At 73.8% G+C, this 15143-nt stretch carries 14 protein-coding genes and 1 pseudogene; 10 read left to right on the top strand and 5 right to left on the bottom strand.

What is annotated here, in order from left to right; translation table 11 throughout:
• Nucleotide 1 precedes the first annotated feature (1 nt).
• The gene (locus ABZ815_RS16230) at nucleotides 2–166 is read left to right on the top strand and encodes a hypothetical protein (RefSeq protein WP_357698368.1); all 165 of its coding nucleotides are present in this window, start codon (nucleotides 2–4) and stop codon (nucleotides 164–166) included.
• Nucleotides 167–191: 25 nt separating this feature from the next.
• Here ABZ815_RS16230 and ABZ815_RS16225 read toward each other — a convergent pair whose 3' ends face one another.
• The 3 genes from ABZ815_RS16225 to ABZ815_RS16215 all read right to left on the bottom strand — a co-directional run bounded on the left by ABZ815_RS16225 (nucleotide 192) and on the right by ABZ815_RS16215 (nucleotide 3345).
• Nucleotides 192–356, bottom strand: coding sequence for a hypothetical protein (locus tag ABZ815_RS16225; RefSeq protein ID WP_357698366.1), 165 nt, complete (start codon nucleotides 354–356; stop codon nucleotides 192–194).
• An 89-nt stretch (nucleotides 357–445) separates the two neighbouring features.
• Nucleotides 446–1423, bottom strand: a complete 978-nt coding sequence (locus ABZ815_RS16220) for an aldo/keto reductase (protein WP_357698365.1) — start codon at nucleotides 1421–1423, stop codon at nucleotides 446–448.
• Nucleotides 1424–1509: 86 nt separating this feature from the next.
• On the bottom strand, nucleotides 1510–3345 hold the full coding sequence (locus tag ABZ815_RS16215) for a hypothetical protein (protein ID WP_357698363.1): 1836 nt from the start codon (nucleotides 3343–3345) through the stop codon (nucleotides 1510–1512).
• Between the two features lie 210 nt (nucleotides 3346–3555).
• Here ABZ815_RS16215 and ABZ815_RS16210 point away from each other — a divergent pair, with 210 nt between their 5' ends.
• Nucleotides 3556–4023 carry a GNAT family N-acetyltransferase gene (locus ABZ815_RS16210; protein ID WP_357698361.1) on the top strand — a complete coding sequence of 156 codons (468 nt, stop codon included), beginning with the start codon at nucleotides 3556–3558 and terminating at the stop codon, nucleotides 4021–4023.
• Between the two features lie 62 nt (nucleotides 4024–4085).
• On the opposite strand, the gene ABZ815_RS16205 is transcribed toward ABZ815_RS16210, so the two are convergent.
• Nucleotides 4086–4376: a hypothetical protein gene (locus ABZ815_RS16205; RefSeq protein ID WP_357698359.1), complete on the bottom strand. Its 291-nt coding sequence runs from the start codon at nucleotides 4374–4376 to the stop codon at nucleotides 4086–4088.
• A 214-nt stretch (nucleotides 4377–4590) separates the two neighbouring features.
• On the opposite strand from ABZ815_RS16205, the gene ABZ815_RS16200 reads away from it, so the two are divergent.
• From ABZ815_RS16200 to ABZ815_RS16165, 8 genes are read left to right on the top strand one after another with little or no spacing between them, the layout of a single operon-like run.
• A complete protein-coding gene (locus tag ABZ815_RS16200; protein ID WP_357698357.1) occupies nucleotides 4591–5901 on the top strand; it encodes an MFS transporter in 1311 nt (436 codons plus the stop codon).
• A gap of 1 nt (nucleotide 5902) precedes the next feature.
• Entirely contained in the window at nucleotides 5903–7915 is a 2013-nt protein-coding gene (locus tag ABZ815_RS16195; protein WP_357698355.1) for a molybdopterin-dependent oxidoreductase, read from the top strand.
• Nucleotides 7912–9306: an FAD-dependent oxidoreductase gene (locus ABZ815_RS16190; RefSeq protein WP_357698353.1), complete on the top strand. Its 1395-nt coding sequence runs from the start codon at nucleotides 7912–7914 to the stop codon at nucleotides 9304–9306. Before ABZ815_RS16195 ends, ABZ815_RS16190 begins: the two co-directional genes overlap by 4 nt.
• Nucleotides 9303–11729, top strand: a complete 2427-nt coding sequence (gene nirB, locus ABZ815_RS16185) for a nitrite reductase large subunit NirB (protein ID WP_357698351.1) — start codon at nucleotides 9303–9305, stop codon at nucleotides 11727–11729. The genes ABZ815_RS16190 and nirB overlap by 4 nt, the downstream gene beginning before the upstream one ends.
• Complete coding sequence (nirD, locus tag ABZ815_RS16180; protein WP_357698349.1) at nucleotides 11726–12046, top strand: nitrite reductase small subunit NirD; 321 nt, start codon at nucleotides 11726–11728, stop codon at nucleotides 12044–12046. The genes nirB and nirD overlap by 4 nt, the downstream gene beginning before the upstream one ends.
• Before the next feature lie 52 nt (nucleotides 12047–12098).
• Nucleotides 12099–12830 (top strand): class I SAM-dependent methyltransferase, encoded by a 732-nt coding sequence (locus ABZ815_RS16175; RefSeq protein WP_357698347.1) that lies wholly within the window; start codon nucleotides 12099–12101, stop codon nucleotides 12828–12830.
• Nucleotides 12830–13813 carry an iron-containing redox enzyme family protein gene (locus ABZ815_RS16170; RefSeq protein WP_357698345.1) on the top strand — a complete coding sequence of 328 codons (984 nt, stop codon included), beginning with the start codon at nucleotides 12830–12832 and terminating at the stop codon, nucleotides 13811–13813. Before ABZ815_RS16175 ends, ABZ815_RS16170 begins: the two co-directional genes overlap by 1 nt.
• Nucleotides 13810–14898, top strand: a complete 1089-nt coding sequence (locus ABZ815_RS16165) for a glycosyltransferase family 2 protein (protein ID WP_357698343.1) — start codon at nucleotides 13810–13812, stop codon at nucleotides 14896–14898. The genes ABZ815_RS16170 and ABZ815_RS16165 overlap by 4 nt, the downstream gene beginning before the upstream one ends.
• Here ABZ815_RS16165 and ABZ815_RS16160 read toward each other — a convergent pair.
• A pseudogene (locus ABZ815_RS16160) lies at nucleotides 14862–14975 on the bottom strand (hypothetical protein); the annotation flags it as partial. The gene ABZ815_RS16165 and the pseudogene ABZ815_RS16160 overlap by 37 nt on opposite strands.
• Nucleotides 14976–15143: the final 168 nt, after the last annotated feature.

The following is a 15143-nucleotide window of genomic DNA, read 5'->3' as shown; positions in this document are numbered from 1 at the left end:
CATGGCGGAGCTGGTGCTCACCGGGGCCGCCGCCGCGGGCCTGCGGCGCCGGCCGCAGCGGGAGATCCGCGGCTGGAAGGGCGTCTGGTGGCTGGGCATCTTCGTGCAGCCGTTCGGCCCCATCGCCTACCTGACGTACGGCAGGCGGAAGGGTCACGGGAGCTGACGGAAGCCGCCGTATCCGTTGGGGCTCATCCGCGGGTGTCCACCCAGACGCTCACGGTCGTGTGCGCCGTGATCCCGGTGTTGGAGGTCTGCCCGGCCGGCGCCCACGGGCCCACGATCGGGATCAGGCCGACCTCGGGCCGGCCCGTGGCCGGCGCGGCGCAGCCGGCGGTCCGTCTTCTCGCGTTCATGCGGGGCTCCTCGGAGGTGTGCGCGCGGCGAGAATTGCTTAGGAAAGTTTCCTAAACATTAGGCCCCGGAAAGCCGCACCGTCAACGGTTCACCACCGATCGTGGACCTGCGGCCGGATGAGCTCGTCGTAGACCGACCGCACGGCGTCCAGCGTCTCCCCGGGAAGCGGGCCGAGGTCGGCGGCGGAGGCGTTCGAACGCGCCTGGCCGGGGTTGCGCGCGCCGGGGATGACGACCGAGACGCCGGGCTGGTCGAGGATCCAGCGCAGCGCGAACCGGGCCATGGACGCGCCCTCGGGCACCAGCCCGGCCAGCCTGCGCACCGCCTCCAGCCCGGTGCCGAAGTCCACGCCGGAGAAGGTCTCGCCGACGTCGAACGACTCGCCGCGCCGGTTGTAGGTGCGGTGGTCGTCGGGGGCGAACACGGTGTGCTCGTCGTAGCGGCCCGACAGCAGGCCGCTGGCCAGCGGGACACGCGCGATGACGCCCACCCCGGCCGCGCGGGCGGCGGGCAGGACCCGCTCCAGCGGCTTGAGCCGGAAGGCGTTGAGGATGATCTGCACGGTGGCCACGCCCGGCCTGGCGATGGCGGTCAGCGCCTCCTCGCAGGTCTCCACGCTGACGCCGTACGCCGCGATCCTCTGCTCGGCGACCAGCGTGTCCAGGGCGTCGAAGACCGCGTCGGAGGAGTACACCGGGGTGGGCGGGCAGTGGAGCTGGACCAGGTCGAGGGTGTCCACGCCGAGGTTGCGCCGGGAGCGCTCGTTCCAGGCGCGGAAGTTGTCCAGCACGTAGTTGGACGGGACCTGCGCCACCCTGCGGCCCATCTTGGTGGCCACGGTGAGCCCGGGATGTGCCTTGGCGAAGCGGCCGACGATCTGCTCGCTGCGGCCGTCGCCGTAGACGTCGGCGGTGTCGACGAAGGTGACGCCCGCCTCCACGGCCGCCTCCAGGGTGGCGAACGCCTCGTCCTCGCTCACCTCGCCCCAGTCGGCGCCGAGCTGCCACGCGCCGAGGCCCACGACGCCGACCTGGCGTCCCGTACGTCCGAGTGTGCGATGTTCCATGCTGTTTGTCCGTTCGTCTGGTTGCTGCGACCAGTGTCCCGGACAGTGAGGTCCGGGCGCGCCGCGGGGGCGCGCCCGGCTCGCCTTCAGCGGGGCCGGTAGCTGCAGCGCACGCCCGTGTGCACGGTGGCCCGCAGCTCCTCGCCCAGCGCCTGGTCGGCGGAGGAGACGCGGGAGATCGCCCGCCTGATCGCCTTCCCGACGGCGATCCGCGCACGTTCCTCCGTGCCCGTGAACGGCCGCGCCCGCCCGCCGATCCCGGTCGCCGCCGACAGCTCGGCCACCAGCCACTCGCGCTCCAGCCGCAGCGCGGCGGCCCGCTCGATGTCGTTCATCGCCTCCAGTTCGTCGATCTCCTCCTGCAACTCGCTCAGCCGCTGCCGGTAGGTCTCCCTGGCCAGGTCGTCCAGCACCGGCTGCGCCGAGGCGGGCTCGCTCTCCTGCGCCGGCGCGCCCGCGGCCAGGTCGGCGGCGAGGATCTCCCGCCCCGGATTGGCGATCAGGGTCGCCAGGTGACCCATGCCGACGCTGTGCTCGACCACCACCAGCCGCCCCCCGTGCTCGACCTGCCAGTGCCGTCCGTGCCTGCGCAGCCGGAACGCCCCGTGCGCCCCGGTCGCCCGGCCGACCACGGCGGGCAGCACCATGCCGAGGTCCCTGGCCTCCTGCGCGGCGGTGCTCTGGGCGGCCCGCGCCGTCCTGTCCTGCGGCCCGTCGCGCAGCGCGAGCGCCTGGCCGAGCCGCCAGCGCGACAGCGTCGCGGCGGGCCAGTGGCCGAGCGCGAGATCGGCCCGTACGGCCTCCGCCAGGTGCCCGGCGGCCCGGTCCACGTCACCGGTCGTGAGCGCGGCCATGCCGAGGCTGTGCTGCACCGAGCCGAGGCAGAGCACGCCCAGGCTGGCCACCACCGGCAGAGCGGCGAACGGCAGCAGCAGCGCGTACGCCTCGGCGGCGACGGCGGCGTCCTGGAGCAGGTGGGCGGTCTCGACGACGCAGTACATCGAGAACAGCCACGTGCTCGACCTCGGCAGGTCGGCCAGGTCCCGGCCGCGCAGCCGGGCCAGGTGGCCGGCCGCCGCCCTGCGGTCGCCCGAGGTGGCCGCAGACAGCGCGAGGCCCGCCAGGTAGGAGTTGTCGACCGGGCTGAGCGTGGGCGAGCTGACCAGGTCGGCCAGCACCGGCAGCAGCTCGGCCGTGCGGCCCTGGTACCAGCGGATGGCGGCGATCTGGCCGCCGTACCAGCCGGTGGCGTCCATGTCGCCGGCCTTGAGGCCACGCTCGAAGCAGTCGCCGGCCATCTTCTCCGCCTGGTCGAACAGGCCCGCCCTGATGGCCAGCATCACCCTGATCACGTCCGTCACGAACCCGACCGCCAGGTGGTCGTGCTCGGCCAGCAGGCCCTGCAACTCCTCCAGGCAGCGTCCGGCGTGCGGATCGGCGGCCAGGTAGAGGTCGACCGTCCGCCACAGCAGGCCCATCAGCAGGTCGCCCCTGCGCCCGGTGACCGCCGCCTGGCCGATCAGCTCCCTGGCCAGCTCCAGCCGCGCCGGCCCGTGCTCCGGGCCGAGCAGGCAGTGGTGGGCCAGGCTCAGCGCCTCGGCCAGCGCCGCCGGCTCGCCCGCGCTCCTGGCACGCTCGACCAGCCGCAGGATCTCCTCGTGTTCGCCCGCGCTGTAGTCCTCCTCCCCGCTCATCCTGATCCGCAGCCGCAGCTCCAGCGGCGAGTACGGGTCGACCAGCGACAACGCGTGCCGCTGGCGCGCCCGCACCATCTCCGACTCCGCGCACGTGCGGTGCTCCTGCACCCACACCCCGCCCAGGCCGACCGCGGCCCTGGCCAGGGCGGGCACGTCGCCGCACGACTCGGCCTGCCGGTAGGCCGAGTCGAACCAGCGCCTGGCGGTCTGCAGATCCCCGTTCACGTACAAAGCGCGCTCACCGAGCACGAGCGCGAGCCTGATGTCCGGACACGAGGGCAGGCGAACCCTCAGCTCCTCTAAAACGCCCACGGTTTCCGTCCCCATTCGGTCATCCGGGCTGAGCTTCCAGACGGTCCCCCGAATACCGTTCTGCTGTAACGACGTGCGGGGGCGGTGGACGGTTCAACCGAATGCGCTGGTTACCCTGTGCGCATGATTCGCCCCGCCACCCCAGAAGACGTCCCGGCCGTCGTGAGCATGATCCGTGAGCTGGCCGCGTACGAGAACGCCGTCCACGAGGTCCGCGTGACCGAGGACATGCTGCGCGACTCGCTGTTCGGCGAGCGGCCCGCCGCGTTCGCCCACATGGCGGAGGAGAACGGCGAGCCCGTCGGCTTCACGATCTGGTTCCTGACCTACTCCACCTGGCGCGGCGTGCACGGCATCTACATGGAGGACCTGTACGTGCGCCCCGAGCACCGGGGCGGCGGCCACGGCCGCGCGCTGATGGCGGAGCTGGCGAGGATCTGCGCCGAACGCGGCTACCAGCGCCTGGAGTGGTCGGTGCTCGACTGGAACGAGCCGTCCATCGCCTTCTACGACAAGCTCGGCGCCGTGCGGCAGGACGAGTGGCTGAGGTACCGGCTGACCGACGAGCCGCTGGAACGGCTGTCGCGCTGAGCCCGCCGGCGGCCAGGCGTGCCGCGCAGGTCGCCCCCCGGCATGACCTGCGCGGCCTCCCGTCACACGCCGACGTGCGACCTGGACCGCTGGCCCTGGGTGCTGTCGAACATCTCGGTGCCCTGCTCTTCGAGGTCCTTGTGGGTCTCCTCGATCCGCAGCGCGACGCCCATCGCGAAGAACGTGGGCGCCCACTCGCCGATGAAGATCCCCCACCGGTCGGCGCGGTCGAGGCCCGCGCCCTCGTTGTTCTTGGAGATCATCCAGGAACAGAAGGACAGGCCGATGGACGCCAGCCCCGCGGCGTACATGTGGCCTGACTTGATCCCCATCTGGTGCAGCTTCTTGATCATTATTCCCCCCTTTGCCATGAGTGCTGTTACCCCGGGGAAGACCGCGTAACCAGCGAGAACTGCGTTCATGTCCGGCATGTTTCGCAGGTGACGGTTGTGCGCGCCTTGTTACAGCGGTGAATCACCTGTAACCGGCACACCGCCGGCGGCTGCCGGAACGCGTAACGCGCCCTTCCTACCGTGGTGCTCCCGACGCCGAGCGGAGGAGAGAGCGATGGCGCGCTGGATCACCGAGTGGCACCCCGACGACCCGGCCTTCTGGGAGCGGACCGGCAGGCACGTCGCCCGGCGCAACCTGGTCTTCTCCATCGTGGCCGAGCACCTCGGGTTCACCGTCTGGACCCTGTGGAGCGTCGTGGCCACCAGGATGGGCGCCTACGACTTCTCCACCGACCAGCTCTTCTGGCTCGTCGCGCTGCCGAACCTGGTCGGGTCGGCGCTGCGGGTGCCCTACACGTTCGGGCCCGGCCGGTTCGGCGGGCGCGACTTCACCGTGGCCGGCGCGGTGCTGCTGCTGGTCCCGGCCGTGCTGCTCGGGGTGGCGGTGAACGATCCCGGGACGCCGTACTGGCTGTTCCTGGTGATCGCGGCGCTGGCGGGGGTGGGCGGCGGCAACTTCGCCTCCAGCATGGCCAACATCACCTACTTCTACCCGCGCGGCCGGCAGGGGCTGGCGCTCGGGCTGAACGCGGCGGGCGGCAACATCGGGGTCAGCTCGGTGCAGCTCGTCGTGCCGCTGGTGATCGGCTCGCTGGGACTGGCCGCCGCCGGGTGGTTCTGGATCCCGTTCATCGTGGTGGCCGCGGCCTGCGCGTGGTTCTTCATGGACAACCTGGCCGGCGCCAGGGCCGAGCCGCGCGAGCAGCTCGCGGTGGCCGGACGGGCGCAGACCTGGATCATGTCCTTCCTGTACGTCGGCACGTTCGGGTCGTTCATCGGCTACTCGACGGCGTTCCCGCTGCTGAGCAAGAGCCTGTTCCCCGACGCGCCGTACGCGGCGGTGGCGTTCGCCGGGCCGTTGCTCGGCTCGCTGGTCAGGCCGGTGGGCGGCTGGCTGGCCGACCGGCTCGGCGGCGCGCCGGTGACGCAGTGGAACTTCGCGGCCATGGGCGCCGGGGTGCTGCTGGTGTGGCTCGCCGGCGCCTCCGGCGGCTTCTGGCTGTTCTTCCTGGCCTTCCAGCTGCTGTTTCTCACCGCGGGCATCGGCAACGGCTCGACGTACCGGATGATCCCGGCGATCTTCCAGGCCAAGGCGGTCGCCGAGCGCGGCACGGGCGAGGAGGCCCTGCTGCACGGCAGACGTCAGGCCGCGGCGGCGATCGGCATCATCTCGGCGGTCGGCGCGCTCGGCGGGTTCCTCGTCAACCGGGCCTTCGGGATGGCCTACGCCGCGGCCGGCACCCCCGCACCGGCGTTCCTGGCCTTTGCCGCCTTCTACGCCGCCTGCCTGGCGCTGACCTGGTGGTGCTACACGCGCACCGTCGGCGTCAAGGTCGTCGCCAGCCTCGCCCACGCCCAGGTCTGACATGACCAGGACACACTGCCCCTACTGCGCGCTGCAGTGCGGCATGGAGATCGGGCCGGGGCTGGAGATCAGCCCCAGGACCGACATCCCGGCCAACGCCCCCGGCGCGCTGTGCCAGAAGGGATGGACGGCGGCCGAGCTGCTCACCAACGGCGAGCGCCTGACGACGCCGCTGCTGCACGGCGAGCCGGTGGAGTGGGAGGCCGCCCTCGACCACGTCGCCGACCGGCTGGCCGGGATCCGCGCCGAGCACGGCCCCGACGCCGTGGCCGTGTTCGGCGGCGGCGGCCTGACCAACGAGAAGGCCTACCAGCTCGGCAAGTTCGCCCGGGTCGCGCTCGGCACCAGCCAGATCGACTACAACGGCCGCTTCTGCATGTCCTCGGCCGCCGCCGCCTCCATCCGCGCCTTCGGCCTGGACCGGGGCCTGCCGTTCCCGGTCACCGACCTGGACGACGCCGACGTCGTGCTGCTGGCCGGCGCGAACGTGGCCGAGACCATGCCGCCGCTGGTCCGCCACCTGTCGGGGCCGCGGCTGATCGTCGTCGATCCGCGCCGCACCCCGACCGCCGGGCTCGCCTGGCTGCACCTGCAACCCGCGCCCGGCACCGACCTGGCCCTCGCGCTCGGGCTGCTGCACCTGGCGATCGCCGACGACCTCGTGGACGCCGACTACGTGGCCGGCAGGACCACCGGGTTCGACGACGTGCGCACCTCGCTGGCCTCCTGGTGGCCCGAACGCGTCGAGCGGGTCACCGGGGTGCCGGTGCACCGGATGCGGCAGGCCGTCCGCGCGCTGGCCGCCGCCCGCAACGCCTACGTCCTGACCGGACGCGGCGCCGAACAGCACGCCAAGGGCACCGACACCGTCACCGCGTACGTCAACCTGGCCCTCGCGCTCGGACTGCCCGGCCGGTACGGCTCCGGCTTCGGCTGCCTGACCGGCCAGGGCAACGGCCAGGGCGGCAGGGAGCACGGCCAGAAGGCCGACCAGCTCCCCGGGTACCGCAGGATCGACGACCCGGCCGCCCGCGCGCACGTCGCCGAGGTGTGGGGCGTGCGGGCCGAGGACCTGCCGGGGCCGGGGCGGTCGGCGTACGAGCTGCTGGACGCGCTCGGCACCCCGCGGGGGCCGCGGGCGCTGCTGCTGTTCGGGTCCAACCCGGTGGTCTCGGCTCCGGGGTCCGCGCGCGTCGGCGGCCGGATCGCCGGGCTGGACCTGCTGGTGGTGGCCGACGTGGTGCTGTCGGAGACCGCGGCGCGGGCCGACGTGGTGCTCCCGGTCACCCAGTGGGCCGAGGAGGACGGCACGATGACCAACCTGGAAGGCCGCGTGCTGCTCCGCCGCCGGGCCGTCGCGCCGCCGGAGGGCGTCCGCAGCGACCTGGACGTCGTCGCCGGGCTGGCCGCCAGGCTCGGGCACCGCTTCGACGCCGAGCCGGCCGCCGTCTTCGACGAACTGCGCCGGGCCACCGCGGGCGGCGTCGCCGACTACTCCGGCATCACCTACGAGCGCATCGCCGCCGAGACGGGTGTCTTCTGGCCCTGCCCGTCCGCCGGCCACCCCGGCACGCCCCGCCCGTTCCTGGACCGCTTCGCCCACCCGGACGGTCGCGCCAGGTTCGTCCCGGTCGAGCACCGGCCCGCGGCGGAGGAGCCCGACCAGGACTACCCGGTGTACCTGAGCACCGGCCGGATCCTGTCCCACTACCAGAGCGGCGCCCAGACCCGCCGGATCGCGTCGCTGGTGCGGGCCGCCCCCGAGCCGTTCGTGGAGCTGCATCCCGACCTGGCCGAGCAGCTCGGCGTCGCCGCGGGCGACCTGGTGCGGGTCAGCAGCCGCCGGGGCCACAGCAGGGCGGTGGCCAGGATCAGCGACGCCATCAGGCGCGACACCGTGTTCATGCCCTTCCACTGGGAGGGCGCCAACCGGCTCACCAACCCGGCGCTCGACCCGGTCTCCGGGATGCCGGAGTTCAAGGTCTGCGCGGTCAGGGTGGAGAGGGACTCATGAGGCTCGTCGTCGTGGGGAACGGAATGGCCGGGTCGCGCCTGGTCAGCGAGGTGCGGGCGCGCGACCCGCGGATGCGGGTGACCGTGTTCGGGGCCGAGGCGGGGCCGCCGTACAACCGGGTGCTGCTGTCGGACGTGCTGGCCGGCGGTTCGCGTCCCGACCAGGTGCGCCTGCTCGACCCGTCCTGGTACGCCGCGCACGCCGTCGAGGCCGTGCCCGGCGCGGAGGTCGTCCGCGTCGACCGGGACACCAGGCACGTGGTGACCGCGGACGGGCGGCGCGAGCCGTACGACGTGCTGGTCCTGGCCACCGGCAGCGAGGCGGTCGTGCCGCCGCTCCCCGGCGCGGGGCGGGCCGTCCCGTTCCGCACGCTGGAGGACTGCGAGCGGATCATGGAGGCCGCCGGGCGGGCGCGCCGGGCGGCCGTCGTCGGTGGCGGGCTGCTCGGCGTCGAGGCCGCCCGTGGCCTGGCCGGGCGCGGTCTGCCGGTCACGCTGCTGCACCTGGCCGGGCACCTGATGGAACGCCAGCTCGACGCCGAGGCGGGCCAGGTGCTGGGCGAGACCCTGGCCGGGCTCGGCGTGGCGACCCGAACCGGCGTCAGCGCGGCCGCGGTCGAGCCGGACGGCGTCCGGCTGGCCGGCGGCGAGCTGGTCGAGGCCGACCTGGTCGTCCTGGCCTGCGGCGTGCGCCCGGTCACCGGGCTCGCCGCCGAGGCGGGGCTGGAGGTGCGGCGCGGCGTCGTCGTGGACGACGAGCTGCGCACCGACGACCCCTCGATCTTCGCCATAGGCGAGTGCGCCGAGCACCACGGCACGGTGTACGGCCTGGTCGCCCCCGCCTGGGAGCAGGCCGCCGTGGCCGCCGAGGTGATCACCGGCGGCAAGGCCCGCTACCGCGGCTCCCGGCTGGTCACCAGGCTCAAGGCCGAGAGCGTCGAGCTGGCCGCCATGGGCGAGACGCACCTCGGCGAGGAGCACGCCGAGGTGGTGCGCTTCAGTCACCGCGCCCGCGGCACCTACCGCAAGCTCGTCATCCGCGACGGGCGGCTGGTGGGCGCGATCCTGCTGGGCGAGAGCGACGCCGTCGGCACCCTCACCCAGCTCTTCGACCGCGGCGGCCCGGTGCCCGGCGACCGCGCGGGGCTGCTGTTCCCGGGCCTGTCGTCGGCGCCGGTCGCCGGCAGCCCGGTGCTGATGCCGGACGCCGCGGTGGTCTGCCGGTGCAACGACGTGACCAAGGGACGGATCCGGGCGTGCTGGGAGGCCGGCGCCCGCGACGTGGCCGGGGTGGCCGCCGCCACCAGGGCCACCACCGGCTGCGGCACCTGCCGCGACGCCGTGGAGGGCATCGTCGGCTGGCTGTGTGAGCAGGAAGGAGTTCCGGTATGAGGATCGTCGTCGTCGGGTACGGCCCGGCCGCGCACCGCTTCGTGGAGACCCTGGCGAGCCGGGGCTTCGACGGGCGGGTCACCGTCATCGGGGAGGAGCCGCGCCCGGCCTACGACCGGGTGGCGCTGACCTCGTACCTGTCGGGGACCAGCGTGGCCGACCTCACCTATCCGGTGCCCGGCGGGACCGTGACCAGGCTGGGCAGCCGCGCCGTCGCCGTCGACCGGGAGGCGCGGACGGTGACCGTCGAGGGCGGGGCCGCCGAGCCGTACGACGTGCTCGTGCTGGCCACCGGGTCGGCGCCGTTCGTGCCGCCGGTGCCCGGACGCGAGCACGCCCACGTCTACCGCACCATCGAAGACCTGGACGCCATCCGCGCGGCGGCCGCCGACGCGGCCGAGGGCGTCGTGGTCGGCGGCGGCCTGCTCGGCCTGGAGGCGGCCGACGCGCTGCGGACGCTCGGTCTGCGGACGCACATCGTCGAGATGAGCCCCTGGCTGATGCCGCGCCAGGTGGACGAGGGCGGCGGCGCGGTGCTCAGGGGCCACGTCGAGGCCCTCGGGCTGGGCGTGCACGCCGGCGCGGGCGTCCGGGAGGTCGTCACCGGCCCGGACGGCCGGGTCGCCGGGCTGCGCACGCCGGACGGCACGCTGATCGAGGCCCAGGTGGTGGTGTTCTCGGCGGGCGTCAGGCCGCGCGACGAGCTGGCCAGGGCGTGCGGGCTGGAGGTGGGCGAGCGGGGTGGCGTCGTGGTGGACGCCGGGATGCGTACCTCCGACCCGTCGATCTACGCGATCGGGGAGTGCGCGCTGGCCGGCGGCATGGTCTACGGCCTGGCCGGGCCGTGCAACACGATGGCCGAGGTGGCCGCCGACCGGATCACGGGCGGGACGTCCTCGTTCGCGGGCGCGGACCTGTCCACCAGGCTCAAGCTGCTCGGCGTCGAGGTCGCCCAGTTCGGCGCGATGGACGGCGCCCTCGACGTCACCTACATGGACCCGGTGGCCGGGGTCTACAAGAAGCTGTTCATCAGCGACGACGCCCGGACCCTGCTCGGCGGCATCTGCGTGGGGGACGCGGGGCCGTACGCGGCGTTGCGGCCGTTCGTCGGCAAGCCGTTGCCCGCGCCGCCCTCCGACCTGCTGTTCAGCGGCTCGGGGGCGCGGCTCGACCTGCCCGACGACGCCCAGGTCTGCTCGTGCAACAACGTGTGCGCGGGGGACGTCCGGCACGCCGTCACCGGCCTGGGCGTGACCGACGTGCCGGGGCTCAAGGCGTGCACGCGGGCGGGCACCACGTGCGGGAGCTGCGTGCCGATGCTCAGGCAGTTGCTGGAGAGCTCCGGCGTCGAGGTCGGCAAGGCGCTGTGCGAGCACTTCGCGTTCTCGCGGGCCGAGCTGTTCGACATCGTCCGGGTGCGGAAGATCACGACGTTCTCCCGGCTCGTCGCCGAGCACGGGCAGGGGCGCGGCTGCGACGTCTGCAAGCCGGCCGTGGCCTCGATCCTGGCCTCGCTGCACAACGGGCACGTGCTGGACGGCGAACGGGCCGCGTTGCAGGACACCAACGACGCCTTCCTCGCCAACATCCAGAAGAACGGCACGTACTCGGTCGTCCCGCGCATCCCGGGCGGCGAGATCACGCCGGACAAGCTCATCGTGATCGGCGAGGTCGCCCGCGACTTCGGGCTCTACACGAAGATCACCGGCGGGCAGCGCATCGACCTGTTCGGCGCCCGCGTCGAACAGCTCCCGGACATCTGGCGGCGGCTCGTGGACGCCGGCTTCGAGTCCGGCCACGCCTACGGCAAGGCCCTGCGCACGGTGAAGTCCTGCGTGGGCTCCACCTGGTGCCGCTACGGCGTCCAGGACGCGGTCGGCCTGGCCATCGCCCTGGAGCTGCGCTACCGCGGCCTGCGCTCGCCGCACAAGCTCAAGTCGGCCGTGTCCGGCTGCGCCCGCGAGTGTGCCGAGGCCAGATCGAAGGACTTCGGCGTCATCGCCACCGAGCAGGGCTGGAACCTGTACGTCGGCGGCAACGGCGGCTTCCGTCCCCGCCACGCCGACCTGCTGGCCACCGACCTGAGCACCGACGACCTGATCAGGACCGTCGACCGGTTCCTGATGTTCTACGTCCGCACCGCCGACCGGCTGCAACGCACCGCCGCCTGGCTGGAGTCGCTGGACGGCGGCCTCGACCACCTACGGAAGGTGATCATGGAAGACTCGCTCGGCATCTGCGCCGACCTCGACGCCCAGATGGAACAGCACGTCGCCACGTACGCCGACGAGTGGGCGGCGACCCTGGACGACCCGGAGAAGCTGGGCAGGTTCGTCAGCTTCGTCAACGCCCCCGGCGTGCCCGACCCGTCGATCGTGTTCGCCGCCGAGCGCGGCCAGATCAGGCCGGTGACGGCCCGATGAGCTGGACCGCGGTCTGCGAGTACGCGGCCCTGCTGCCGGAGCGCGGCGTCTGCGCGCTGGTCGGCGGCCGGCAGGTGGCGCTGTTCCGCACCCACGACGGGCACGTGCACGCCCTGGACAACCTCGACCCGTTCAGCGGCGCGTACGTGCTCTCGCGCGGCATCGTCGGCACCAGGCGGGGCGAGCCCACCGTGGCCTCGCCGCTGCACAAGCAGGTCTTCTCGCTGGTGTCGGGGACCTGCCTGGACGAGGAGGCCGTCCAGGTGCCCGTGTACGCCGTACGGGTGGCGGGCGGGCGGGTGGAGGTCAGCGTTTAGCCGATCAGGACACGGGCATTGACCTGCTGAAACACGGGGACAGGGGGTGTGCGTGGCCTACGACCCCTCCGCCTACGGGCGCCGGATCGCCGACATCTACGACGCCACGGTGACGGAGCTGCCGACCGGCGACGCCGTCGAGCGGCTGGCCGCGCTGGCCGACGGCGGCCCGGTGCTGGAGTTCGGCATCGGCACCGGACGGCTGGCGCTCCCGCTGGCCGCCCGCGGCCTGAGCGTCGCCGGGATCGACGCCTCGCCGGAGATGACGCGCGAGCTGCGCGCCAAACCCGGCGGCGAGGCCGTCCCCGTGACGGTGGGCGACTTCTCGGCCGTGCGGGTCGAGGGCTCGTACGGGCTGGTGGTGCTGGCGATCAACACGATCTTCGCGCTGCCCACCCAGGAGGCGCAGGTCAACTGCTTCGCCAACGCGGCGCGGCATCTGCGCGCGGGCGGGCGGTTCGTGGTCGAGGCGTGGGTGCCCGACCCGGCCGCCTTCCGCGACGGCTCGGCCCTGCGGCTGCTGTCGCTGGCGCAGGACGTCGTCCTCGTCGAGGCGGCCACCCTCGCCCCCGCCACCCAGCACATGCGCACCACCCGCGTACGGCTGACGGACCAGGGCGTGCGGCTGCTGCCCGCCGACCACCGCTACGCCTGGCCGTGCGAGCTCGACCTGATGGCCAGGCTGGCCGGGATGGCCCTGGAACACCGCTGGGCCGACTGGATCGGCACCCCGTTCACCGACGAGAGCCGCGCGCACGTCTCCGTCTACCGCAAGGCCGCGTGATGCGCCTGCCGCCCGCGCGTGGCCCGCTCACCGACCTGCTCTTCGACCGGCTCGCCCGGCCGCCCGCGACGCTGCCCGAGCCGCCCGCCCCCGCCGATGACGAGGATCTCCAGCTCGCCCTGTTCGCCTGCTACGAGCTGCACTACCAGGGCTTCGACGAGGTCGACGACCGCTGGGAGTGGGAGCCGTCGCTGCTGCGCCTGCGCGGCCTGCTGGAGGGCCGCTTCGAGCAGGAGCTGGCCGAGGCCGTGCCGCGTCCCGGGCCGGTGCCGCCCGGCGAGGTGCGGCGCGCGCTCACCGCGATGACCGCCGAGGACGAGGACGAGCCGTCGGTCTCCCTGTTCCTCCAGCGCGAGGCCGGGATCGAGACCTTCCGCGAGTTCGTCGTCCACCGCTCGATCTACCACCTGAAGGAGGCCGACCCGCACACCTGGGCGATCCCGCGCCTGCGCGGCCGGTCCAAGGCCGCCCTGGTGGAGATCCAGGCCGACGAGTACGGCGGCGGCCGCCACGAGCGCATGCACTGCGAGCTGTTCGGCCACACCATGCGCGGCCTCGGCCTCGACGACTCCTACGGCGCGTACCTGCCGAGGGTGCCCGCGGTCACGCTGGCCGTCAGCAACGCCATGTCGCTGTTCGGGCTGCACCGGCGGCTGCGCGGCGCGCTGGTCGGACATCTGGCCGCGATCGAGATGACCTCGTCGCTGCCCAACCGCCGCTACGCCATGGGCCTGCGCCGGCTGGGCGGCGACGCGGCGACGGCCCGCTTCTTCGAGGAGCACGTGCAGGCCGACGCCGTCCACGAGCAGATCGCCGCGGGCGACCTGTGCGGCGGCTTCGCGTCCGCCTGCCCCGCCCTGACCGGCGACGTCCTGTACGGCGCCGCCTGCGCCCTGGCCCTCGAACGCCGCTGGGCCGGGCACGTGCTCGGCCGCTGGGAACGCGGCGCCTCCTCCCTGCTCGACCGGCCGGTGCCCGCGTGATCGACCTCGACTACGTGATCCCGCTGCGCTGGCAGGACGACTCCGGCCTCGACGAGCTGACCGGATACCTGCGCGCCCTCGCCCCGCACGTACGCGTGACCGTGGTGGACGGCAGCCCGCCCCAGCTGTACGCCCGGCACGCCCGCCGATGGCGCTGCCTGGTCCGGCACGTCGGCCCGGCGGCCGGCCTGTCCTTCGCCAACGGCAAGGTCAACGGCGTGACGACCGGGCTGCGGCTGGCCCGGGGCGACCGCGTCGTGATCGCCGACGACGACGTGCGCTACGACCTGGCCGCCCTGGCCGAGACGCACGCCCTGCTCGCCGACGCCGAGCTGGTCAGGCCGCAGAACTACTTCGACCCCGCCCCCTGGCACGCCCGCTGGGACACCGCCCGCACCCTGCTCAACCGGGCGTTCGGCGCCGACTACCCGGGCACGTTCGGCGTCCGGCGGTCGTTCTTCCTGGCCATGGGCGGCTACGACGGCGACGTGCTGTTCGAGAACCTGGAGCTCGTCCGCACCGTGCGCGCCCACGGCGGCCGCGAGCTGCGTCCGCCCGGCCTGTACGTCCGCCGCCTGCCGTGCGACGCGCGGCGGTTCTGGTCGCAGCGGGTGCGGCAGGCCTACGACGACCTCGCGCAGCCGGTGCGGCTGGCGTCCTTCCTGGCGGTGCTGCCCGCGCTGGCCCTGGTACGCCGGCCGCTGCCGCTGCTGGCCGCCGCCGGGGCGGCCGTCGGGCTGGCCGAGGCCGGGCGGCGGCGGGCCGGAGGGAGGCGCGTCTTTCCCGCCTCGGCCTCGCTGTTCGCGCCGGTGTGGGTGCTGGAGCGGGCGGTGTGCTCCTGGCTGGCGGTGGGCGCGGCGTGCACGGGCGGCGTGCCGTACGCGGGAGGCAGGCTCGCGCGGGCCGCCCACTCGGCGCGGTGGCTGCGCGAGCGGGCTCAGAAGCCGGCGGGCGGGTCGGGCTCGCTGGACGCCTGGAAGCCGACGGACTTGTGCGAACCATCGCAGAACGGCTTGGTCGACGATCGGCCGCACCGGCACAGCGCGACCGTGGCCCTTCCCGGGTCGATCGGCTCGCCGTCCTGAGTCAGCAGCTCGAAGGAGCCCCGGATCAGCAGCGGTCCGTCCGCACAGGGTGTGACGGTGGTCGTCGGCTCGTCCATCGCCGTCACCTGCCCCGCCGACCGGCCGGCTACACGGCCTCGACCGGTGGAAAGACGTGCGGGGAACGGTGAGCCGCAGGCAGGACGCACCGCCGCCCGGACCGGACGCTGGCGCAGCGTTCGGCGTCCTCGCGCTGGGGCAGTGGCTCGGGGTTCGCCTGTGTTGGC

The organism is Nonomuraea sp. NPDC047529, assembly GCF_040642995.1.
Lineage (GTDB): Bacteria > Actinomycetota > Actinomycetes > Streptosporangiales > Streptosporangiaceae > Nonomuraea.
Note: the sequence above shows the minus strand (reverse complement) of the source record. Positions and strands in the feature narration are given on the sequence as shown.